General features: G+C 68.4%; 21 protein-coding genes and 1 pseudogene. 6 read left to right on the top strand and 16 right to left on the bottom strand.

Annotated features, from left to right (window positions below; translation table 11 throughout):
• The 9 genes and pseudogenes from MJO58_RS03090 to MJO58_RS03050 form a co-directional block, all read right to left on the bottom strand.
• On the bottom strand, nt 1–1,122 hold the full coding sequence (locus MJO58_RS03090; protein WP_239721981.1) for a glycoside hydrolase family 76 protein: 1,122 nt from the start codon (nt 1,120–1,122) through the stop codon (nt 1–3).
• A gap of 181 nt (nt 1,123–1,303) precedes the next feature.
• Nucleotides 1,304–2,557, bottom strand: coding sequence for a vWA domain-containing protein (locus tag MJO58_RS03085; RefSeq protein WP_239721980.1), 1,254 nt, complete (start codon nt 2,555–2,557; stop codon nt 1,304–1,306).
• Between the two features lie 6 nt (nt 2,558–2,563).
• Nucleotides 2,564–3,256, bottom strand: a complete 693-nt coding sequence (locus MJO58_RS03080; RefSeq protein ID WP_239721979.1) for an SRPBCC family protein — start codon at nt 3,254–3,256, stop codon at nt 2,564–2,566.
• A 13-nt stretch (nt 3,257–3,269) separates the two neighbouring features.
• Nucleotides 3,270–4,148 (bottom strand): AAA family ATPase, encoded by an 879-nt coding sequence (locus tag MJO58_RS03075; protein ID WP_239721978.1) that lies wholly within the window; start codon nt 4,146–4,148, stop codon nt 3,270–3,272.
• Between the two features lie 173 nt (nt 4,149–4,321).
• A pseudogene (locus tag MJO58_RS03070) lies at nt 4,322–5,032 on the bottom strand (XdhC family protein); the annotation flags it as partial.
• A gap of 83 nt (nt 5,033–5,115) precedes the next feature.
• On the bottom strand, nt 5,116–7,521 hold the full coding sequence (locus MJO58_RS03065) for an aerobic carbon-monoxide dehydrogenase large subunit (RefSeq protein ID WP_239721976.1): 2,406 nt from the start codon (nt 7,519–7,521) through the stop codon (nt 5,116–5,118).
• Nucleotides 7,518–7,997, bottom strand: a complete 480-nt coding sequence (locus tag MJO58_RS03060; RefSeq protein WP_239721975.1) for a (2Fe-2S)-binding protein — start codon at nt 7,995–7,997, stop codon at nt 7,518–7,520. Before MJO58_RS03060 ends, MJO58_RS03065 begins: the two co-directional genes overlap by 4 nt.
• Nucleotides 7,998–7,999: 2 nt before the next feature.
• The gene (locus tag MJO58_RS03055) at nt 8,000–8,878 is read right to left on the bottom strand and encodes an FAD binding domain-containing protein (protein WP_239721974.1); all 879 of its coding nucleotides are present in this window, start codon (nt 8,876–8,878) and stop codon (nt 8,000–8,002) included.
• A 66-nt stretch (nt 8,879–8,944) separates the two neighbouring features.
• The gene (locus tag MJO58_RS03050) at nt 8,945–10,114 is read right to left on the bottom strand and encodes an XdhC family protein (RefSeq protein ID WP_239721973.1); all 1,170 of its coding nucleotides are present in this window, start codon (nt 10,112–10,114) and stop codon (nt 8,945–8,947) included.
• 24 nt (nt 10,115–10,138) lie between these two features.
• Here MJO58_RS03050 and MJO58_RS03045 point away from each other — a divergent pair, with 24 nt between their 5' ends.
• Nucleotides 10,139–11,104, top strand: coding sequence for a LysR family transcriptional regulator (locus MJO58_RS03045; RefSeq protein ID WP_090608394.1), 966 nt, complete (start codon nt 10,139–10,141; stop codon nt 11,102–11,104).
• Between the two features lie 43 nt (nt 11,105–11,147).
• Here MJO58_RS03045 and MJO58_RS03040 read toward each other — a convergent pair whose 3' ends face one another.
• From MJO58_RS03040 to ttfA, 4 genes are read right to left on the bottom strand one after another with little or no spacing between them, the layout of a single operon-like run.
• Nucleotides 11,148–11,801 carry a TrmH family RNA methyltransferase gene (locus MJO58_RS03040; RefSeq protein WP_239721972.1) on the bottom strand — a complete coding sequence of 218 codons (654 nt, stop codon included), beginning with the start codon at nt 11,799–11,801 and terminating at the stop codon, nt 11,148–11,150.
• Nucleotides 11,798–12,679, bottom strand: a complete 882-nt coding sequence (locus tag MJO58_RS03035; RefSeq protein WP_420845401.1) for a hypothetical protein — start codon at nt 12,677–12,679, stop codon at nt 11,798–11,800. Before MJO58_RS03035 ends, MJO58_RS03040 begins: the two co-directional genes overlap by 4 nt.
• 30 nt (nt 12,680–12,709) lie before the next feature.
• Nucleotides 12,710–13,243 (bottom strand): orotate phosphoribosyltransferase, encoded by a 534-nt coding sequence (gene pyrE / locus MJO58_RS03030; protein WP_085222631.1) that lies wholly within the window; start codon nt 13,241–13,243, stop codon nt 12,710–12,712.
• A gap of 18 nt (nt 13,244–13,261) precedes the next feature.
• A complete protein-coding gene (gene ttfA, locus MJO58_RS03025; protein WP_090599263.1) occupies nt 13,262–14,110 on the bottom strand; it encodes a trehalose monomycolate transport factor TtfA in 849 nt (282 codons plus the stop codon).
• Nucleotides 14,111–14,202: 92 nt separating this feature from the next.
• On the opposite strand from ttfA, the gene MJO58_RS03020 reads away from it, so the two are divergent.
• Complete coding sequence (locus MJO58_RS03020; RefSeq protein ID WP_090599259.1) at nt 14,203–15,039, top strand: enoyl-CoA hydratase/isomerase family protein; 837 nt, start codon at nt 14,203–14,205, stop codon at nt 15,037–15,039.
• A 76-nt stretch (nt 15,040–15,115) separates the two neighbouring features.
• Here MJO58_RS03020 and clpB read toward each other — a convergent pair whose 3' ends face one another.
• Nucleotides 15,116–17,662, bottom strand: a complete 2,547-nt coding sequence (clpB, locus tag MJO58_RS03015; protein ID WP_090599256.1) for an ATP-dependent chaperone ClpB — start codon at nt 17,660–17,662, stop codon at nt 15,116–15,118.
• Nucleotides 17,663–17,780: 118 nt separating this feature from the next.
• Between clpB and MJO58_RS03010 the strand changes: the two genes are divergently transcribed.
• The 4 genes from MJO58_RS03010 (at nt 17,781) to MJO58_RS02995 (ending at nt 21,210) form a co-directional block, all read left to right on the top strand.
• Complete coding sequence (locus tag MJO58_RS03010) at nt 17,781–18,716, top strand: DUF3060 domain-containing protein (RefSeq protein ID WP_239721971.1); 936 nt, start codon at nt 17,781–17,783, stop codon at nt 18,714–18,716.
• A 30-nt stretch (nt 18,717–18,746) separates the two neighbouring features.
• Nucleotides 18,747–19,931, top strand: coding sequence for an FAD-binding oxidoreductase (locus tag MJO58_RS03005; protein WP_239721970.1), 1,185 nt, complete (start codon nt 18,747–18,749; stop codon nt 19,929–19,931).
• A 174-nt stretch (nt 19,932–20,105) separates the two neighbouring features.
• Nucleotides 20,106–20,996: an aldose 1-epimerase gene (locus tag MJO58_RS03000; protein ID WP_239721969.1), complete on the top strand. Its 891-nt coding sequence runs from the start codon at nt 20,106–20,108 to the stop codon at nt 20,994–20,996.
• Between the two features lie 49 nt (nt 20,997–21,045).
• A complete protein-coding gene (locus MJO58_RS02995; protein ID WP_239721968.1) occupies nt 21,046–21,210 on the top strand; it encodes a hypothetical protein in 165 nt (54 codons plus the stop codon).
• On the opposite strand, the gene MJO58_RS02990 is transcribed toward MJO58_RS02995, so the two are convergent.
• Complete coding sequence (locus tag MJO58_RS02990) at nt 21,207–21,593, bottom strand: heat shock protein transcriptional repressor HspR (RefSeq protein WP_090599219.1); 387 nt, start codon at nt 21,591–21,593, stop codon at nt 21,207–21,209. The genes MJO58_RS02995 and MJO58_RS02990 overlap by 4 nt on opposite strands.
• Nucleotides 21,593–22,771 (bottom strand): molecular chaperone DnaJ, encoded by a 1,179-nt coding sequence (gene dnaJ / locus MJO58_RS02985; protein WP_090599215.1) that lies wholly within the window; start codon nt 22,769–22,771, stop codon nt 21,593–21,595. The genes MJO58_RS02990 and dnaJ overlap by 1 nt, the downstream gene beginning before the upstream one ends.
• Nucleotides 22,772–22,805: the final 34 nt, after the last annotated feature.

The raw sequence follows: 22,805 nt of genomic DNA, 5'->3' as shown, positions 1-22,805 counted from the left end.
CTAATGCGACGATTCGGCCGTGACGTTACATGCGGCCTCCATCAGCATCCACCCCGACAGCTGCACCGAAAGGTCGCGCTCGGCAGTCTCGGAGGCGTTCACCGCACCCTCGACGAACTGTGCCTGCGCACCGGCCGTCGTCGGCAACGTCGCGTCGCGGTCCCAGAACGCCCCGAACAGCGGCAGTCCGTCCACCGTTTGCCGGTAGTCCCAGGCCGATTTCGCGCTCGACAGCACGATGGTGCGCGCGGTGTCGCGGGCCACTGCGTCGTCGGCCGAGTCACCCGGCAGTGCGGTGGCGACCAGCGCGAGATAACGGGCGGTGATGCCGGCGAACAGCCCGCCGTCGCCGCCGCCGGAACCTTTCAGCACGCCCGACGGCGCCATGTGTTCGTTGACGGCGGCCACCAGCCGGTGCACCCGGGCCGCGTGCCGGCCCCGAGCCTCGGCGCCGGTGCGGTTCGCCAGCTCGGTCTCCAGACCGAGCACCACGCCCTGGCAGTAGGTGTACTGCGCGCGCACCAGCGAGCCCGCCTTGATGCCGTCGAACACCAGATGGGTCTCGGGGTCGATCAGCGTTTGGTCGATCCAGTCGCCCATCTGCGCGGCGCGCTTGAGCCGGGCGCCGTAGCGGGCCAGAAAGATTCCCGCCGGTCCGTTGGCCGGGGCGTTGAAGAACTGGTCCTGCTTGCGCCACGGGATGCCGCCGCCGTCCTCGGGCACCCACGCCTTCATGAACTGGTCGGCGAGTTTCGGCAGCGCGCGGCCGCGCTCGACGCCGGCGATCCGGGCGGCGCGTTCCAGTGCGATCGCCAGCCACGCCATGTCGTCGTAATAGCTGTTGGTCCAGCGAAAGTTGTTGCGCAGCCGGTGCGAGCGAACCTGGCGGTTGATCGCCGCGCGCCGGTGCGGCCGTGGGTCACGCAGCTCCGCGTCGACCAGGCAATCCAGCAGGTGCGCCTGCCACCAGTAGTGCCAGGTGCCGAACAACCGGGTCCGCCGCGTCGCGGGCCACGCCACCACTCCCAGCTGCGTTCCCGGTAAGCCCCACAACCGTTTCAGGTGGCGCTGCGTGACGGCGGCTTCGGAGCTGGCTGCCCGGTTGGCCCATAGCTGGTCCATACCTACCGATCCTGCCCCCTCGGGTCGTCGACTGTGCGCTCGGGCATTTCAATGTGCGGTGGCGGCGGCGTGGCTCGGCGTGTCGCCGCCACGGACGCCCGAAACCCAGGACCTACGGCGGAGTTCCTGCTGCTGAACCGAAGGTGTCCTACTGTTAAATCCGCGCTACAAGCCCGGCTGATCATCGACGGCCACGATCGCGAAGGCGTTCGCCCCGATCGCGCACCTGACCCGATGCCGCGGACACGCCTGCCAACGCCTGTAGCAATCGGCGCAGCCCCGTCAGCGAGTGCGCCGGCAGAAAGAGGTCGCAATAGGGCAGGGCGGCGGCCATCGAGCCGGCCAGCGGCTCGAATTCACGCTGCGCCGCTCGCGGATTGAGCCAGACCAGCAGCTGGGCGCGACGACGCAGCCGGGCCATCGCGTGCTCCAGCGCATCGGGCGCATCGCTGTCCCAGCCGTCGGAGGCGATGATCACCACGGCGCCGCGCAGCGTGTTGCCGTGCGGCGGCGCGAGCAGGCCGGCCACACTGCGGCCGATGAACGTGCCGCCGTAACGGTCGGTGACCTTGGCGTTGGCCCGCTGCAGCGCCACCTCGGCCGATCGGTGCGACAGCACCGAGGTGAGCCGGGTCAACGACGTCGAGAAGGCGAACACCTCCGGCCGAGTTCCCTGCTGGCGCAACACCGCTCGCATCAAATGCAGATAGACCGCGGCATACGGCTGCATCGAACGGCTGACATCGCAGAGCAGCACGACCCGCCGTGGCCGCCGGCGCGGCCGGGTACGCGCCAGCACCATCGATTCCCAGCCGGTTGACCGTGCGGCGTTCATGGTGGCCCGCAGGTCGATCCGCTTGCCCGCGGGGCTGGACTCGAATCGAAGGCTGCGGCGGCGCGGCCAGCGCGCGACGGTCTCCTCCAGCCAAATGCCAAGCAGGCGAAGGTCGTCGGGGTCGAAACGGTCGAACGGCTCGTCGGCCAGCATGGCGATCCGGCTGGGCAGCACGTCGGGCAGCAGCAGACTCGCGCTCGCCGAGTCGTCCGCGGTGGCGATGCCCCGCGTCACCCAGGGCAGCTTTTCGGTAGACCCGGACCCGCTGCCGCCCGTGCGCACCGTACCGGCGGCCGGCGTCCTGGGCCCCGGCAACGGCAGGGGCGACTCGGGGCCGCCGGTGCCGTCGAGTTCGGCCGCACCGAACACCGCCGCGAAGACCTCGTCGAAGGCGCCCAGATCCTCCATCCGGTTGACCAATGTCAGCCTGGCCGCCCAGTACAGCGCGGATGTGTTGTCCGGGGCCAGCTTTCGCAGCGCCTGCACAAAACTGGCCGGGCCGCTGGCCGAGACCAACACCCCGACGCCGCGCAGCCGGGCGACCAGTGCTGAAGCAAGCGCGGCGCGGTCGGCGCCCCGCAGCAACAAGGGGGTGTCCACGAGCCGTTAACGCCGCCGCAGCAGCACCCAGATCAGCACCAGCACGACGAGCGCTGCCAGCGCCGGGACGGCGTACTTCTTGAGCTGGTCGCCACCGGCGAGCTGCAGCAGGTCGATCGGCTCGGGCTCGGCGGCGGGTGCCTGCTGCGTCCCCGGGACCGGATTCGCCGGCCAGGCTGGAATCGACTCCTCCGACGTCGGCTCGGCCGTCGCCACGGCGCCGTTCGTCTCGGCTGTCGCAGCGGCGCCGGTCTGCTCGGCGGCCAACTTGGCTTCCAGCGATTCCACGAACTGGCCCAGCAGTTTCTCCGACACCTGCTGCAGCATGCCGCTGCCGAATTGGGCCAGCTTGCCGACGATCTTCAGGTCGGTGTCGACGGTGACACTGGTCTTTTCACCGTCCGCCCGCAGCTGCGCGGTGACGGTGGCGGCCGCGTTGCCGGTGCCGCGGGCTTCCTTGCCCTTGCCATCGATGACCGCGCGATACTGCTCGCGGTCCTGTTCGACAAAGCGCACCTTGCCGCTGAACTCGCTGGTGACCGGCCCGACTTTGACCTTGACCTTGCCGAGGTAGTCCTCACCCTCATGGCCGGTCAGCTGGGCGCCCGGCATCAGCGGGATCACCTGTTCCAGGTCGCACAGCACATCCCAGGCCCGGTCGATGGGTGCGCTGACGGTGAACTGGTTGGCGATCTTCATGCTGCGAGTCCTCTCAGGTGCGGCTGCATTCGGTAAAGGCTTCGTAGGCGTCGCGAATCAGCGTACGGTCGTCCGGCGTCTTGGCCAGCGCCCCCAGGCTCATGGCGGCGGAATCGTCGACGAGGTCGGCGACCCCCAGCGACACCAGGGCGGCGACCCAGTCGATGGTCTCGGCCACCCCGGGTGGCTTGTCCAGGTCGAGATCGCGTGCGCTGCCGACGAACTGGGTGGCGCGTTCGATCAGCGGCGCGGTCGCGCCGGGCACCGTGCGTCGTACGATCGCGGCCGCCCGAGCCGGCTCGGGGTAGTCGATCCAGTGGTACAGGCAGCGCCGGCGCAGCGCGTCGTGCAGGTCGCGGCTGCGGTTGGAGGTCAGCACCGCGATCGGCGGGCGCTCGGCGACAAAGGTCCCGAGCTCGGGGACGGTCACCGCGGACTCGCCGAGGAATTCCAGCAGCAGCGCCTCGAATTCATCGTCAGCCCGGTCGATTTCGTCGATCAGCAGCACCGGGGAGGTCGGACCGCGGTGGCGCACGCACTGCAGGATGGGCCGGTCCACCAAATAGGTCTCGGTGTAGAGATCGGCCTCCTCGATGCCGGTACCACGCGCCTCGGCCAGTCGGATGGACAGCAGCTGGCGTTGGTAGTTCCAGTCGTAGAGCGCCTCGTTCGCGGTCAGACCTTCGTAACATTGCAGCCGTACCATGGGCGTGTTAAGCACCGCCGCAAGGGTTTTCGCGGCCGTGGTCTTGCCGACGCCGGGCTCACCCTCGAGCAGTAGTGGCCGACCGAGGGTGATGGCCAGATAGATCGCCGACGCGGTGCCGGTGTCGAGCAGATAGTTATTGGCGTCGAACTGGCGCACCACGTCGTCGGGGCTGGTGAACGTCACTGGGCACCCTTGCCGGCGGCGAATGCCGATCGGCATCCCGGGCAACAGAACCAGTAGTCGGTGCCCTCCAGCTCCAGGTGTTGGGCATCGGGGCCGATCGGCACGGTCATCCCGCACACCGGGTCGACGGCCTCGGCCGGTGCGCTGGTCACCGGGACGGTCAGCCGGGTGAGGCCGCCCTCGCGCACGGCGGCGATCAGCTCGGCCGCGATCGACACCGCGATCTCCGCGGGGGTCTTGGCGCCGATCCGCAGTCCGACCGGGGTATGGATGCGGGCCCGCTGCGCCTCGCAGAGTTCGAGATCGTTGAGGATCGACTCGCCACGGACCTTGCTGGCCACCAGGCCGATATAGCCGACGCCGTTATCCAGTGCAGCACGGATGATTTCGGCTTCCGGCCCGCCGTGGCTGGCGATCACCACCGCGGTGGTGTCGGACAGATCGGTGTCGTTGGGGACTTCTCGAAGGGCGTCGTAGCCGAGTACGCCGCACACGTCGATCAGCGCGTCGGCGATCGGGGTGGCGCCGTAGATCCGGATCAGCGGAGCCGGCAGCTGCGGCGTCAGGAAGATCTCCAGCGCGCCGCCCGACAGGCACGGGTTGACCACCACGCAGGAGCCGGCGGCCTCGGGAAAGTGCACATCGCCGTCGGGAAGCACGCGCAGTAGCACACTTTCTCCTGCCTGCAACGCACCCAGGGCGGCTTTGCGCACCGAGTTCTGCGCGCACTGCCCGCCGACGAACCCCTCAATTGTTCCATCCGCCAACAGGATTGCCTCGTCACCCGGATACGCCGACGTGGGCGGCTGGGCACGCACCACCGTGGCGTGCACGAACGGTGTACGCGCCGCCAGCAGTTCCTGAGCCCGCTCGCTGATTTTCATCTGCTCGATTGCGCCGCTTCTCTCCCCCGCACGCGGGAGGTGCCTCCTCATCGCTCGTTCCTCGCTCTGCATCGTCGCGACGCCTAAATCGGTGGCCTCGCCCTACCCTGCATGGCCTCCCAGACCCGCGACGGCGTCAGCGGCATGTCGGCGTGTCGAACTCCGAACGGCGCCAACGCATCCACCACCGCGTTGACCACCGCGGGTGGTGAACCCACCGTCGCCGATTCGCCGATGCCCTTCGCGCCGATCGGGTGATGCGGTGACGGCGTCACGGTGTGGCCGGTCTCCAGATGCGGCACCTCGACCGCGGTCGGGATCAGGTAGTCCATCAGGGACCCGCCCAGGCAATTGCCCTCCTCGTCGAAGGCGATCATCTCCATCAGGGCCATCCCGATGCCGTCGACGATGCCGCCGTGGACCTGGCCCTCGATGATCATCGGGTTGATCTGGGTACCGCAGTCGTCGACGGCGAGGAAGCGCCGCACCTTGACCACCGCGGTGCCCGGATCGATATCCACCACACAGAAATAGGCGCCGTAGGGGTAGGTCAGGTTCTCCGGGTTGTAGCAGATCTGCGCGTCCAGCCCACCCTCGATACCCTCGGGCAGATCACCGGCGCCGTGTGCGCGCATCGCGATGTCCTGGATCGTGACCGCTGCCGACGGGTCGCCCTTGACGTGGAATTTGCCTTTCTCCCAATCCAAGTCGGCGACCGAAACCTCGAGCATGCCCGACGCGATGATCTTCGCCTTGTCACGGACCTTGCGGGCCACCAACGCGGCGGCCGCCCCGGACACCGGCGTGGACCGGCTGCCGTAGGTGCCCAGCCCGAACGGCGTCTGGTCGGTGTCGCCGTGCACCACGTCGATGTCGTCGGGCGGGATTCCAAGCTCCTCGGCGACGATCTGGGCGAACGTCGTCTCGTGGCCCTGCCCCTGCGTCTGCACCGAGAGCCGCACCACCGCTTTGCCGGTGGGGTGCACCCGCAGCTCGCAGCCGTCGGCCATGCCGAGGCCGAGGATGTCCATATCCTTGCGCGGGCCGGCGCCGACCGCCTCGGTGAAGAAGGACATGCCGATGCCCATCAGCTCGCCACGCTCCCGCTTCGCCTTCTGCTCGGCCCGCAGCGCGTCGTAGCCGATCATGTCCATGGCCTTGCGCATCGTGGTCTCGTAGTCGCCGGAGTCGTACACCCAGCCGGTCTTGCTCCGGTACGGGAACTGCTCGGGCCGCAGCAGGTTTCGCAGCCGCAGCTCGGCCGGGTCCATCTTCAGGTCAAACGCCAGGCAATCGACCAGCCGCTCAACGAAATACACCGCCTCGGTGATCCGGAACGAACATGCGTACGCGACGCCGCCGGGCGCCTTGTTGGTGTACACCGCGGTCATGTGGCAGTAGGCGGCCTCGATGTCGTAGCTCCCGGTGAACACCCCGAAAAAGCCCGCCGGGTACTTCACCGGGGCCGCCGTGCCGTTGAAGGCACCGTGGTCGGCCAGCACGGTGGAGCGGATCGCCAGGATCTTTCCCTCGTTGGTGGCCGCGATCTCGCCGACCATGATGTAGTCGCGGGCGAAACCCGTCGAGGTGAGGTTCTCGCTGCGGTCCTCCATCCACTTGACCGGCTTGCCCAGCAGCAGCGAGCCGACGATCGCGCACACGTAACCGGGATAGATCGGCACCTTGTTGCCGAATCCCCCGCCGATGTCCGGCGAGATTACCTGGATCTTGTGCTCGGGCAGCCCGGCGACCAACGCGTACAGCGTGCGGTGTGCGTGCGGCGCCTGGCTGGTGGACCACAGCCTCAGCTTTCCGGTGATCGGGTCCAAATCGGCTACCGCACCACAGGTTTCCATCGGTGCCGGGTGTACCCGGGGGTAGACGATCTCCTGTTTGACGACCACGTCGGCCTTGGCGAACACGGCTTCGGTGGCGGCCGCGTCACCCGTCTCCCAATCGAAGCAATGGTTGTCGGTCTTGCCGTCCAGATCGGTGCGGATCACCGCCGCGGACGGATCGAGCGCGGTGCGTACGTCGACCACGGGATCGAGCGGGTCGTACTCGACGTCGATGAGCTCCAGCGCGTCGCGTGCCGAATAACGGTCCTCGGCAACGACGAACGCCACCTCCTGACCCTGGAAGCGCACCTTGTCGGTGGCCAGCACCGCTTGCACATCGTTGGACAGCGTCGGCATCCAGGCCAGGCCCTTCTCGGCCAGGTCGGCACCGGTGACCACCGCCTTGACCTTCGGATGCGCTTGTGCGGCAGTCACATCGATGCCGACGATGCGCGCGTGCGCGTACGGCGAGCGCAGGATCGCCAGGTGCAGCATGCCCGGCAACACGACGTCGTCGACGTAATTGCCGTGGCCCCGGATGAATCGGGGATCTTCCTTGCGCATCATCCGGCCGTAGCCGCAGGGCTTCTGGTCGTTGTCGGCCAGGTCTTCCGGTGACGGCGGGCGAGATGCTCCTTTAAAGGTGGTCATGAGCCGGCCTCCACGGGCGCTGAGTGCGACGCGGCCCATTGGATGGACCGTACGATCGTGGTGTATCCGGTGCAGCGGCAGATCTGCCCCGAAATCGCTTCCCGGATGGTCTCTTCGTCGGGGTCCGGGTCGCGGTCGAGCAGGGCGCGGGCGGTGATCATCATGCCCGGCGTGCAGAAGCCGCATTGCAGGCCGTGGCAGCGCATGAAGCCTTCCTGCACCGTGTCCAGCCGGCCGTCGGTCGCGAGGCCCTCGACGGTGCGCACGCTGTGGCCCGAGGCCATCACGGCGAGCATCGTGCAGGATTTCACCGGCACGCCGTCGACGTCGACCACGCAGGTTCCGCAGTTGCTGGTGTCGCAGCCCCAATGAGTCCCGGTGAGCCGCAGGTGGTCTCGCAGGAAATGCACGAGCAGCATCCGGGGCTCGACGTCGGCGCTCACCTGCTCGCCGTTGACGGTCATATTCACCTGCATGACTAATTCCCTCCTGCACGTACTCGTTCGGCGGCGGTGCGCAAGGTGCGAGTGGTCAGCTCGGCGGCCAGATGCCGCTTGTACTCGGCGGTGCCGCGCACATCGGTCACCGGGTCACAGGCCAGCGCCGCCCGCTGTCCCGCGCCGGCGAACACCTCGTCGGTAGCGGGCCGGCCGGCCAGCCCAGCCGCGACCTCGGCTAGCGCGCTGCGGTCGGCATTGACGGCGGTCAGGCCCAGCCGCGCGCTGGCGACGACGGCACCGTCGAGGGTGAGCGCCGCACCCGCCGCCGTGACAGCCCAATCGCCCACCCGCCGTTCGACTTTCGCGTAAGCACTGGACGTATTGTGCCGCAGCGGGATTCGCACCTCGACGAGCATCTCGTTGAAGGCAAGCGCGGTTTCGTACGGGCCGACGATGAAGTCGTCGATCGGTATTTCGCGTTCGCCCGACGGCCCCCGGGCCAGGCACACCGCGTCCAGCGCCTCGCACACGGTCGACAGATCCTCGGCCGGATCCGCCTGACACAGCGAACCGCCGAGGGTGCCGCGATTGCGCACCACGGGGTCGGCGATCACTCGTTCGGCGTCGCGGAAGATCGGGCATACGGCGGCCAGCGGATCGGAATCCAGCAGCTCGCGGTGACGGGTCATGGCGCCGATGCGGACCAGGGTCGGGTCGGTGATCACGTACCCGAGTTCGAGCGCCAGGTCGTTGATGTCGACGAGGTATTCGGGGTTGGCGATGCGCAGCTTCATCATCGGCAGCAGGCTGTGGCCGCCGGCGACTACTCGTGCCCCCTCCCCCAACCGATCCAGCAATCCGATGGCGTGGTCGACGCTGGTTGCACGTTCGTATTCGAAGGGCCCGGGTACCTGCATGTGACGCACCTCACTTGGAAGGGGACCCCAAGTGTCGGCCCCTCCGACAGGGCCGTCAATAGCGAGTTAAGGGATCGTTGAAGTCGCCCCGAACTCGCCCGCGACCTGCTGCTCCGGGGCGTCGTGGTGGATCCGGCCGACCAGTTGGGCCAGTGGCAAACCGCCGCCGCCCCACCGTCGGGCGATGACGTCGGCCGCGATCGAGACCGCGGTCTCCTCCGGCGTGCGAGCGCCCAGGTCCAGCCCGATCGGGCTGGCGAGCCGGCTCAGCTCGGCGTCGGTCAGCCCGGCCGCCCGCAGCCGCCGCATCCGGTCGTCGTGCGTGCGCCGCGAGCCCATCGCTCCCACGTAGCCGACCTGCGGCAGCCGCAACGCCACCTCGAGCACGGGGACGTCGAACTTCGGATCGTGGGTGAGCACGCAAATCACGGTGCTCTCGTCGACGGCGCCCGCCTGCACCTGGGCGGCCAGATAGCGGTGCGGCCAGTCGACGACGACATGTTCGGCCGCCGGGAATCGGGCCCGGGTGGCGAACAGGGAACGCGCGTCGCACACCGTGACGCGGTAGCCGAGGAAGGCACCCTGCTGGGCGAGGGCGGCGGCGAAGTCGATGGCGCCGAAGACGAGCATCCGCGGCCGCGGGGCGTAGCTGGAGACGAACACCTCCATGCCTTCGCCGAGCCGCTGCCCATCGGGCCCGTATTTGAGCACCTCGCTGCGGCCCACCGCGAGCAGTCCGCGCGCGTCGTCGGCAACCGCGGCGTCGGCGCGCGCCGATCCCAGCGATCCGGCCTCGGAGTCACGACCGACAACGAGCCGCCGGCCAATCCACTGCGGATCGGGATGGGCGATCACGACCGCGAGCGCGACCGGGCGCTGGGCGTCGACGTCCTCGGAGAGCGTCGCTAGTTCGGGAAAGGTTGCCTGCGACACCGCCTCGACGAAGATGTCGATGACGCCGCCGCATGTCAGGCCCACCGCGAAGGCGTCGCCGTCGCTGACCCCGTAGCGCTCTAGCCGCGGTGTCCCGCTCTGCGTCACTTCCGTGGCCGCTTGGTAGACAGCGCCTTCCACGCATCCGCCCGACACCGACCCGCTCACCGAACCGTCCGGCCCGACCATCATCGAGGCTCCGGGCAACCGCGGCGCCGAGCGGAAGGTGCGCACCACGGTTCCCACACCAGCGGTGCCACCAGCACGCCAAACCTTCATTAACTCGGCAAGCACGTCTCGCACAAATCCCAACGTAGGCTCATGACCATGACTCCGGCTCAACTTCGGGCCTATTCGGCGGTGGTTCGGTTGGGCTCGGTGCGAGCCGCCGCCGCGGAACTGGGCGTTTCCGACGCCGGAATCTCCATGCATGTCGCGGCGCTGCGCAAGGAACTCGACGACCCGTTGTTCACCAGAACCGGTGCGGGGCTGGCGTTCACGCCCGGCGGGCTGCGACTGGCCAGCCGCGCGGTCGAAATCCTGGGCCTGCAGCAGCAAACCGCGATCGAGGTCACCGAGGCGGCGCACGGGCGCCGGCTGCTGCGTATCGCGGCGTCGTCGGCGTTCGCCGAACACGCCGCGCCCGGCCTGATCGAGTTGTTCTCGTCGCGGGCCGACGACCTGTCGGTGGAGTTGAGTGTGCATCCGACGAGCCGTTTCCGTGAGCTGATCGCGTCGCGCGCAGTGGACATTGCGATCGGGCCCGCCAGTGAGAGTTCCGCCGCACCCGACGAGTCGATCTTCGTGCGGCCCTTCCTCAAATATCAGATCATCACCGTGGTCGCACCGAATAGCCCACTGGCCGCAGGCAATCCGGCGCCGGGGCTGTTTCGCCAGCAGCAGTGGATGCTCGGACCGGCGGCGGGCAGCGTGGGCGGCGAAATCGCAAACATGCTGCGCGACTTGGCAATTCCTGAGTCACAGCAGCGTATCTTCCAGAGCGATGCGGCCGCGCTCGAGGAGGTGCAACGGGTCGGCGGTGTCGCGTTGACGATCGGTTTCGCGGTCGCCAAGGACCTCGCCGCGGGCAGGCTGGTGCATGTGAACGGCCCGGGCCTGGATCGCTCGGGTGAGTGGTGTGCGACGACGCTCGCGCCCGCGGCGCGTCAGCCCGCGGTGTCGGAGCTGGTCCGCTTCATCACCACGCCGCGGTGCATCCAGGCGATGATTCGCGGCTCCGGTGTCGGGGTGACGAGGTTTCGCCCGAAGGTCCACGTCACGCTGTGGAGCTAGCGGCTGCCGCTACGACGTCGAGGACGCACACTCGGCGCGGTGATTACCACGCGCGGCTGAGGTCCCCGTGCTGCCGGATCCAGGCGTGCATCGCGATCCCGGCGGCGACGCCGGCGTTGATGCTGCGGGTCGAGCCGAACTGAGCGATCGACACCGTGACCGCCGCGCCCAGCCGGGTGTCGTCGGTGATGCCCGGCCCCTCTTGACCGAACACCAGCAGACATTCCCGCGGCAGCGCGACTTCCTCCAGGCGCGCGGCGCCCGGCACGTTGTCCACCGCGACCACGCTCAGTCCGGCGGCCGTCGCGAAATCCAGCAACTCGGCGGTGCTGTCGTGATGGCACAGCCGTTGATAGCGATCGGTCACCATGGCGCCGCGGCGATTCCAGCGGCGGCGCCCGACGATGTGCACGGTGTCGACCGCGAACGCGTTGGCGGTGCGCACCACCGAACCGATATTCGCGTCGTGGCCGAAGTTTTCGATCGCGATGTGCAGCGGGTGCCGGCGACGGTCGATGTCGGCGATGATCGCCTCCCGGGTCCAATACCGGTAGGCGTCGACGACATTGCGAGTGTCCCCGTCGCGCAACAGAATCGGGTCGTACCGCGGGTCGTCGGGCGGCTCGCCCGGCCAGGGCCCGACACCGGCGGCCGGTGGTACCGCCCATTCGGTGGGTCCCGGCCCGGGCTCGCTCATCGCGGCGTCCATACCCCGGCGTGGGTGCCGACGATCGCGACCGTCGCATACAGCAACGCCTGGTTGATTTCGCCTTGGGTACACAACGACGCGGCGACGCGCACCGCGTCCAGCGAGGCGTCGGGCAAGATCAGCACCGACGACCCGTACACGGCGCAGGCCGGGTTCAGGCCGCGGCCGGGCACGGTCGGCGAGGCGAGCAGCATCATCGGGCCGCCGCGGCGGGCGGAGTCGTCGCGGTACCGGGCCGCGACGGCCTCGGCCTCCAGCCCGAGCAGCATGTAGCCGGCGCCGGTGAAGGCTCCCGGATCGCCGAGTTGCGCATTGGTCACCGGTTTACCGTCCCCGTGCCAGGCCGACAGGCTGGTGGTCTTGACGACCAGGCCGGTGTCGTTGACGTTGGTCGGCATCAGTCCCACCGGAAATGCCGCGGGGTAAGCCGCGGAGGTATCGGCGATCCGGTCCCGCTCGGAGTAGCTGTACACGCCGCGCACCTGGCTGCGATCGGTCAGTGGGCCCAGACACACCGCGCCGGTCAGCCGGTCCGGGGGTGCCGACAGCGGCGTCCGGATGTCGTTCGCCGTGGCCATCGCTTTGTCGCAGCTGCCCAGCCCGGCGACTTCCATCGGGTGGGCGAGCGCGCCGTAGAGCCCGAAGCGGATGTCCTCCGGTTTGGCATGCGGCGCTTTGGGATCCGTCGGTGAGGCGTCGACGTCGACCAACACGTAGTCGCCGTCCCAGCGCAGGTTCGACACGGACATGTTCCAGCCCAGCAGCGCCAGCGATTCACCGAGCCGCGCGCCCTGCGCTCCGTACGGCGCCACAGCGCGGTTGGAACCCGAGCAACCCGTCAGGCAGGTCGCCAAACAGACTGCTATCGCAAGGAACCGGCGCACAGCGATGAAGCCCTAGCCCAACCCCAGATCGGCCAGGCCGAGCACGCTGCGGTAGAGCAGCCCTTCGGCCTGGATGGCCTCCGCGGCGCCGGTGGCGCGGTCCACCACGGTGGCCACGCCGACGACTTCGGCTCCCGCGTCCTGCACGGCGTGCACCGCCGTCAGCGCCGAGCCACCGGTGGTACTGGTGTCCTCGACGACCAGCACGCGTTGACCGGACACCTCCGAGCCCTCGATAAGGCGTTGCAGGCCATGGGCTTTCGCGGACTTACGCACCACGAAGGCATCGATCGGGCGCCCGGGCGCGTGCATGATGGCGGTCGCGACCGGATCGGCGCCCAGCGTCAGACCGCCGACGACCGCGTAATCCCAGTCGGCGGTGAGTTCGCGCATCAGCACCCCGATCAGGGCCGAGGCCCGGTGGTGCAGTGTGGCCCGGCGCAGGTCGACGTAGTAGTCGGCCTCCTTGCCCGACGACAGGGTCACTCGGCCGTGCACCACCGACAATCGACGCACCAGCTCGGCTAGTTCGTCGCGGTCAGACATATTGCGGCGCAATAACTTTCAGCGCTGGAAGTTGCTGGCCTGCTGGCCGTTGCGCCCGGTCGACGGCGGGGGGCGCCGGATGGCTTCGGTACGGCCCTCGTCACGTCGGGTGGGCTCCGGGGCACGGCGCCCCGCATCTCCCAGCAGCCCGGAAACGTCCTGGGCCGAACGCCGCGGCGGCAATTCCGCCCGGCCGGCCGGGGCCAGCGGACGGCTCGGCGCCGCGCTGCGCAGTCCGGCCGGCTCGTCGCTGTCCGCAGGCACCGGCGGCAACACCCGCAGCAGGTCGTTGAACTGACGCACGGTGCGCAGGCCCTCGTCCCATTGGGTGCGCGTGCTGGAGACCGGCATCGCGACCAGCGTCCAGTTCTGCTCGTTCCACATGATCTCGGCGCAGTCCGGCGCGGTGTGCGCGAAGGTGACCATCCGCCGGTCGCAGGCCCGCCGGGCCGCGTCCAAGTTGGTCGAGTACACCATCCGCGGGCCGATCGCGCCCAGCAGCCAAATGTCGCTCTCACGCGGTTCTTTCAGTCCCTTGAGCCGCAGGTCGACGACGACGTTGGTGCCCACCTTGCGGTGCAGCGCGATCACCGTGGCGACTTCCTCGAGATCGAAGATGTACACCGCTTCGCCGCGGATCTGTCCCAGCACGACGTTGTGGGCCGCAACGTCCCCCACCGTCGACATCACGCCGCGCTTCCAGCGCTTGAGAATGTCGGTCGATTCGCGCTCATAGTCGAAGCCGTGCGAGCGAGCCCACGACTTGCGACGCCTGCTGCGTCCCCGCCGACGGTCGACGTCGACATACAGCAACACCACCGCGCCGACGAAGCACAGCGCGGAGAGCGTGAACCAAAGGGGGACCATCCTAAGTAGCGTATCTGCTACCCCGCCCGAAGCGAGAATGCGACCTGGTCACAACCACATTAAGGTTTGCTGGTCCGCGTAGGGTTCCGTCCATGGTCTACGAGGGCTACCAGCTGATTCGCGTCGCAGCGGCCGATGGCGTTTGCCGGGCGACAATCGACCACCCCCCGATCAACCTTCTCGACGTGCCGCTGCTGCACGAGTTCGACCGGCTGGCGCGCGAGGTCGCGGCCGACGACGAGGTGCGAGTGCTGATCGTCGATTCGGCCGACCCGGAGATGTTCATCGCCCACGCCGACGTCGGGCTGATCCTGGATCTGCCTGCCTTCAAGACTGGAGGGGACGTCGGGCTGCACGACGAGCTGTCGCTGTTCCACGCGACCACGGAGCTGATCCGGGCACTGCCGAAGGCCACAATCGCCGTCGTCGAGGGCGTCTGCCGCGGCGGGGGCTGCGAGTTCGCGATGGCGTTCGACATGCGGTTTGCCGCCCGCGGCGCGACGGTCCTGGGCCATCCCGAGTTGGCGGTCGGCATCATCCCGGGCGGCGGCGGCACGCAGCGGCTGCCCCGGCTGGTGGGTCGGGCGCGCGCCCTGGAAGTGATCCTCGGCTGCATGGACATCGACGCCGAGACCGCCGAGGCCTGGGGCTATGTAAACCGCGCGCTGCCGGCCGACAAGCTGCGGCGATTCGTCGACAAGCTCGCGGCCCGCATCGCCTCGTCGCCCGCGGTGGCGATTGCGAACGCGAAGCGCGCGGTCGATGCCGCCACCGACGCCGCCACAACAGACCTGACGACCGGCCTGCGCATCGAGGATCAGCTGCTCCGCGAAACCCTCGCGCAACCGGCCGCCCGCCAACTACTGCAGGCAGTAATCGACGCCGGCGCCCAGACCCGTGACTTCGAGCTGGGCGACCGGCGCCGATAAGAACCCGCCGAACGTGCTCTGAGGGCGAAATAATCGCCCAATTCTCGCCGTGAGAGCACGTTCGGCGATACGGGAATTAGCCCAGGATCAGGCCGTCGCCGTCCGGATTGACGTTGACCGGAACGGTGTCGCCGTCGTGCACCTCGCCGGCCAGCAACAGCTTGGCCAGCTGGTCGCCGATGGCCTGCTGGACCAGCCGGCGCAGCGGCCGGGCGCCGTACACCGGATCGAACCCGCGCTGGGCCAGCCACTGCTTGGCCGGCAGCGACACCTGCAGAGTGAGGCGGCGCTGCGCCAGCCGCTTCTGCAGCTGGGCCAGCTGGATGTCGACGATCTGCACCAGCTCACCGGGTTCGAGGCCGTGGAAGATGATCACGTCGTCGAGCCGGTTGATGAACTCCGGCTTGAACGCCGAGCGCACCGCGGCCATCACCTGCTCCTCGCTGCCACCCGACCCGAGATTGGACGTCAGGATCAGGATGGTGTTTCGGAAGTCGACCGTGCGGCCCTGCCCGTCGGTCAGCCGACCCTCGTCGAGCACCTGCAGCAGCACGTCGAACACGTCGGGGTGCGCCTTCTCGATCTCGTCGAACAGAATCACCGTGTACGGACGCCGCCGCACCGCCTCGGTCAGCTGACCGCCCTGGTCGTAGCCGATGTAGCCGGGCGGAGCACCGACCAGCCGGGCCACCGAATGCTTCTCGCCGTATTCGCTCATGTCGATACGGACCATCGCGCGTTCGTCGTCGAACAGGAACTCCGCCAGCGCCTTGGCCAGCTCGGTCTTACCGACACCGGTCGGCCCGAGGAACATGAACGACCCGGTCGGCCGGTTGGGATCGGCAACCCCGGCGCGAGAACGGCGCACGGCGTCGGAGACCGCGGTCACCGCCGCCTTCTGCCCGATGACGCGCTTGCCCAGCTCGTCTTCCATCCGCAGCAGCTTGGCGGTCTCGCCTTCGAGCATGCGTCCGGCCGGGATACCCGTCCACGCCGACACCACGTCGGCGATGTCGTCGGGCCCGACCTCTTCCTTGAGCATCACGTTCTCGCGGGCCTCGGCGTGCGGCAGGGCGGCGTCGAGCTTCTTCTCCACCTCGGGGATGCGCCCGTAACGCAGCTCGGCCGCCTTGGCCAGGTCGCCGTCGCGCTCGGCGCGCTCGGACTCCCCGCGCAATGCCTCCAGCTGCTCCTTGAGGTCGCGGACGATGTCGATGGCGCTCTTCTCGTTCTGCCAGCGGGTGGTCAGCTCGGCCAGCTTCTCCTTCTGGTCGGCCAGCTCGGAGCGCAGCTTCTCCAGGCGCTCCTTGGAGGCCTCGTCCTCCTCCTTGGCCAACGCCATCTCCTCGATCTCCAGGCGGCGCACCAGGCGCTCGACCTCGTCGATCTCGACGGGCCGGGAGTCGATCTCCATCTTCAGCCGGCTGGCGGCCTCGTCGACCAGGTCGATGGCCTTGTCCGGCAGGAAGCGGGCGGTGATGTAGCGGTCGGACAGCGTGGCCGCGGCCACCAGTGCGGAGTCGGTGATGCGCACACCGTGGTGCACCTCGTAGCGGTCCTTCAGCCCACGCAGGATGCCGACGGTGTCCTCCACCGACGGCTCGCCGACCAGCACCTGCTGGAAGCGCCGCTCCAGCGCGGCGTCCTTCTCGATGTACTTGCGGTACTCGTCGAGCGTGGTGGCGCCGACGAGACGCAGTTCGCCGCGGGCCAGCATCGGCTTGATCATGTTGCCGGCGTCCATCGCGCCCTCGCCGGTCGCGCCGGCGCCGACGATGGTGTGCAGCTCGTCGATGAACGTGATGATCTGCCCGGCGGAGTTCTTGATGTCGTCGAGCACGGCCTTGAGCCGTTCCTCGAACTCGCCGCGGTACTTGGCGCCGGCCACCATCGAGCCCATGTCCAGGCTGACGACGGTCTTGTCGCGAAGGCTCTCGGGCACATCGCCGGCCACGATGCGCTGAGCCAGGCCCTCCACGATCGCGGTCTTGCCGACGCCGGGCTCGCCGATGAGCACCGGGTTGTTCTTGGTGCGGCGGCTCAGCACCTGCACCACGCGGCGAATCTCGTTGTCGCGCCCGATGACCGGGTCGAGCTTGCCCTCGCGGGCGCGGGCGGTCAGGTCGGTGGAGTACTTCTCCAGCGCCTGGTAGGTCGCCTCCGGCTCGGGACTGGTCACGCGGGCGCTCCCGCGGACCTTGACGAACGCCTCGCGCAGCGCCTGCGGCGAGGCGCCGTGGCCGGTCAGCAGCTTGGCGACGTCGGAGTCGCCGGTGGCCAGGCCCACCATCAGGTGCTCGGTGGAGACGTATTCGTCGTCCATCTCGGTGGCCAGGTGCTGGGCGGTGGTGATAGCGCTCAGCGATTCTCGGGACAGTTGCGGTTGCGAGCTGGATCCGCTGGCCTGGGGCAGCCGCTCGAGCAGGCGCTCGGCTTCGGCACGAATGGTCGCGGGCTCGACACCGACAGCTTCCAGCAGCGGCGCGGCGATCCCATCGTTCTGTGTCAGCAGCGCCAACAGCAGGTGAGCCGGCCTGATCTCGGGGTTACCGGCGGCGCTGGCCGCCTGTAGCGCCGACGTCAGAGCCGCCTGCGTCTTGGTGGTCGGGTTAAAAGAGTCCACGACGCCTCCGTTCGGGTATAGGGAAAATGCTTGTCGCGTTGTTCAACGTCGTCAAGGTTGAGTCTGTTCCGCTCAAGTTTAGATTTTTTCTGCTCGATGCGATAGGGGTCTTTGGTCCATGAATCAGACGTATATGGACCTCGCGCCGCCCCCACGCAGGGTTCCGGCCGCCTTCCGGCTGGCCGAGCTGCTGCCGTTTCGCTGGTGGTACGTCTGGACGCTGTTGGTGGTTGCGGTCGCACCGATCGTGCTGTGGATCCGACGGCCCGCAGCCTTCGCCGCGGCGGCGGCGCTCGCCCTCGCCGGGATCTATGCCGTGCACCTGTTCGGCGCGCGGGTGCGAATCGGATTGCTCAAGTGGGGCCGAGTTGCAACCGTCACGGGTACTGAAAAGCTCACGCGCGCACAACATTTCAACGCGCGCCTGCCGATGGCACACGGATGGACCGTCGTCCGGGAGCGCTGGAGCGGTCCCAACGCCACGACCAAGGTGTCCTACACACTCGACGGCCACCGGGACGAGCTCGTGGTGCGCGGGCGCGAATACATCGACGGGGTGATCCTGGCCGACGTGCGCGATCCGGCGCGGGCCCGGTGCGTGACCGCTTTCGCCTACGACCTCGACCGCGACGAGACTGGCAACTGGGTCGGCACGCTACGCACCCGGGTGCGGGTGGGGATGGTCTGCTGGTTTGTCATCGTGATCGGCTGGCTGGGCGCGGCAGGTTTGGCGGCGACCGGGACCGGCGCCGACCTCGCCGACCACGGCCTGCCTACGAACGTCCCGGACTACGGCACCTTGCAGGTCAGCGGGTCCGGCACCGCGAAAACGATCCCCTGCAACGGCGGCTATCTCTCGGTGAGCGGCGTGAATAACACAATCACCGTAACGGGCCACTGCACCAGCCTGAGCGTCGCCGGCAAGGGGAATCGCATCACGATCGACAGCACGGATGCGATCAGCACGACGGGCACGAACAACGTCGTCACCTACCATTGGGGCTCACCGAATGTCGCCGACACAGGAACGTCGAACACCGTCGGCCAGGGCTGACGTGCCTGGGCGAGCTTAGAATCGGGCCCCGTGGGATTAGAGGACTCCGATGCGTTGCGGGTACTGCGCGACGCCCTGGCCCCGGACGACTCGGGCGCCGGCGGCGAGCTCGTCCATCGCTTCTACACTCACTGGTTCGCAGTCGACGGCTCGGTGCGCGACCTGTTCCCGCCCGAAATGGACGCTCAGCGAGCCGCTTTCGGCCACGCACTGCACTGGGTCTACGGCGAGCTGGTGGAGCAGCGCGCCCAGGAGCCGGTGGCCTTCCTCGCCCAGCTCGGCCGGGATCACCGCAAATACGGTGTGCTGCCGGCACATTACGAGTCGCTGCGGCGCGCGTTGCGGACAACACTGCGCGCCCACTTGGGTCAACATAGCCCCGGGGCTTGGACGGATGCCGTCGACGAGGCCGCCAACCAGTCACTGAACTTGATCACCGGAGTGATGAGCGGGGCCGCCGATGCCGAAGGGGGACCTGCGTGGTGGGACGGCACCGTCATCGAACATCACCGGGTGTCCCGGGACCTCGCGGTGGTGCGACTGCGACTCGACCGCCCGATGCACTATCACCCGGGTCAGTACGTCAACGTCCAGGTTCCGCAATGCCCGCGGCGGTGGCGGTTTCTCAGTCCAGCCATCCCCGTCGACCCTGATGCCGGGATCGAGTTTCACGTCCGCCAGGTCCCCGGCGGCCTGGTCAGCACCGCGATCGTCAACGAAAGCCGACCGGGCGACCGGTGGCGATTGTCCAGCCCGCACGGCGGCTTACAGGTCGATCGCGACGGCGGCGACGTCCTGATGGTGGCCGGCAGCACCGGATTGGCACCGTTGCGGGCGCTGATCATGGACCTGTCCCGCTACGCCGACAACCCGCGGGTGCACCTGTTCTTCGGCGCGCGCTACCGCTGCGAGCTTTACGATCTGCCGACGCTGTGGCAGGTCTGTGCCCACAACCCCTGGCTGTCGGTCTCGCCGGTGTCGGAATACAACCGCGACCCCGCCTGGGCCGCGGACTACCCCGACGTCACGCCGCCGCGCGGCCTGCATGTTCACCAAATCGGTCAACTCCCCGAGGTGGTCACCAAGTACGGCGGTTGGGGCGACCGGCAGATCCTGATCTGTGGTGGGCCCGCCATGGTCCGGGCGACCAAGGCCGCGCTGATCGCCAAAGGCGCCCCGCCGGAGCGTATTCAGCACGACCCGCTGAGCCGCTAGACCGATGGCGCCGACCCGCAGCGCCCGGCTGCGCCGCGCTTGCGATCGCCGCTAGACCGATGGCGCCGACCCGCGGCGCCCGGCTGCGCCGCGCTTGCGATCGCCGCTGGACCGATGGCGCCGACCCGCAGCGCCCGGCTGCGCCGCGCTTGCGATCGCCGCTAGGCTGACCGCGTGCATGTGGTGACCCTGCGCGACCCCACGTCATCGGTGGCCGCCCAATTCGTGCCGGACGCGGGCATGATCGGCATCTCGCTGACCGACTCCGGAGTGGAGTTGCTCGGTCAGCGGCGCGGTCTGGATGCCTACATCGATGCCGGTAAGACGATGGGCATCCCGATTCTGTACCCGTGGGCAAATCGGCTGAGCAGCAACACCTATACCGCCGAGAACGTGACCGTCGAGCTTACACCGGGTGAAAACCGGGTGCGCGCCGATCCGAACGGCCTGCCGATCCACGGCACCCTGGCCGCTTACCCCGGTTGGCGGGTGGTGGCGGAGTCGGCCAACGAGCTGACCGCCGAAGTCGACTTCGGAACCGATCCGCAGCTGCTGGCCGGCTTTCCGTATCCGCACCTTTTGACGGTGTCCCTGCGGCTGTCCGAGCGGACGCTGACGGTGCGCACCACCGTCACCGCCACCGGCAAGACCGCGGTCCCGTTGTGCTTCGGGTTTCACCCGTATCTACGGGTGCCCGACGCGGCGCGCAGCGAGTGGATCATCGAGACACCGCCGTTGCGGCATCTGAGTCTCGACGAGCGCGGCCTGCCCACCGGTGGTTTCATGCAGCAGCCCGCCAAGAAAGAGCCGTTGGGCGACAACGCTTTTGACGATGCGTACGACCAGGTCGCCGAGGGCGCGGTGTTCGCGGTGTCCGGCGGCGGGCGCCGGCTGGAAGTGCACTTCGAGCAGGGGTATTCGGCGACCCAGATCTTCGCCCCACCCGGCGAAGACCTGGTCTGCTTCGAGCCGATGACCGCGCCCACGGACGCGCTGCGCCGCGGCGGATACCGCACCGCGCGCCCCGGCGAGCCGGCGGTCTCGGTGTTCTCCATCCGGGTCTAGCAGTCGCGCGCCCCGAGGTCGAGCCGGCACAGAAGCCAAAGATCTTGCTGTGAGCCAACTCCCGCACCCCGGCATGCGAATCCCGGCGATGCGCGCCCTGGTCCGCCAGAAAGCCACCAAGGTGCGCGACGCCGTCGCTGCGTACCTGAACGACGAACACGAAGTCTTCCGCAAGGAAGCGCGTAAGACCCTCGACAAACTCCCGGCGGACTAACGCCCCTTACGCGGCTGCCACACCACCAGCGCCGTGCTCTTGGGTACCACCGCGAGGTCGCGGCGCTGGTTGCCCCGCAACACGGCTATCTCGTCGGCCATTTCTTTCAGCCGCGACTGCAGCGCCTCGACCTGGTTGGTCAGCTCGATGATCCGTTTGATGCCGGCCAGGTTGACGCCTTCGTCCTGCGACAGGCGTTGCACCTCGCGCAGCAGATCCACGTCGCGCTGCGAATAACGCCGTCCGCCACCGGAAGTGCGGCTCGGTGTCACCAGCCCGAGGCGATCGTAGGTACGCAAGGTCTGCGCATGCATGCCGGCCAGCTCGGCCGCGACCGAGATTAAAAAGGTGCGGGCTTCCTCTCGCTTGGCGTCTTTTGCCATCAGCGGTTACCCGCCCATCCCGCTCGCGGATTGAACCCACTGGCGCGCTCGGCCTCTGCATACACCTCCAGCGCCTCTTGCGCAGCGCCTTCCAATTTCGGTGGCACAGCGACTTTCACGGTGACCAGCAAGTCTCCGTTGCCGCCGCTGCGCTTGGGCACACCGCGTCCGCGCACCCGCAGGATGCGCCCGTCGGCGGTGCCCTTGGGCACCCGCACGCCGACCTTGCCGTCCAGCGTCGGAACCGAAAGCGTTGACCCCAAGGCCAATTCGCTGAAGCTGACCGGGACGGTCACGGTCAGGTCGTCGCCGTCGCGGCTGAAGACCTTGTCCGGCCGCACATGCACCGTCACGTAGAGGTCACCCGACGGCGCACCGCGCAATCCCGCCTCACCCTGCCCGGGCAGTCGAATCCGTTGTCCGTCTTCGACGCCGGGAGGGATACGCACGTTGATGGTGCGGGTGCGAGTGGTGACGCCGGTGCCTTTGCACTCGTCGCACGGGTGCTCGATGATCGAGCCACTGCCCCGGCAGTCGGTGCAGGGCTCGGAGAAACCGAATGCACCCTGGTTGCTGCTGACCACACCGGCTCCGTTACAGGTGGGACACACCTTCGGACTGGTACCCGGACGTGCGCCGCTGCCATGGCAATTGGTGCATGGTGCGGGGCTGGTCAACCGCAACGGCATCGCGACGCCATTGGCGGCCTCGACGAAATCCAGCTCGGTTTCGGTTTCCAGATCGTTGCCACGCCGGGGCCGGCTGGGACGAGCACCCGCGCCGCGTCCGAACAAGCCACCGAAGAGGTCGCCGATGTTGGTGCCCCCACTGCGGCCCGCTGCGTCGAACAAATCGTTGAGATTGAACTCGGCACCGTCGCCGCCGACGTTGAAGCCACCGAAGCCGCCGGTGTCGAACCGCCGACCGCCCAGGCCACCACCGGCGAAGAGCCGGCGGGTTTCGTCGTACTCCTTGCGCTTGGCCGGATCCGACAGCACGTTATGCGCTTCCGACACCGCTTTGAACCGTTCACCGGCGGCGGGGTTGTCGGGATTCGCATCCGGATGCAGGTCGCGCGCCAACTTGCGATAGGCGCGCTTTATCTCTTCGGGGCTGGCGTCGGAGGAGACGCCAAGCTCCTTGTAGAAGTCCTTTTCGACCCACTCACGCTGGGCCATGTCGCGTCACCTCCCCTCACCTTTCGCTATTTCT

Origin of the sequence: Mycobacterium lentiflavum (assembly GCF_022374895.2) — a bacterium.
Taxonomy (GTDB): domain Bacteria; phylum Actinomycetota; class Actinomycetes; order Mycobacteriales; family Mycobacteriaceae; genus Mycobacterium; species Mycobacterium lentiflavum.
The sequence above is the reverse complement of the archived record's forward strand: the minus strand, read 5'-3'. Positions and strand labels throughout refer to the sequence as shown.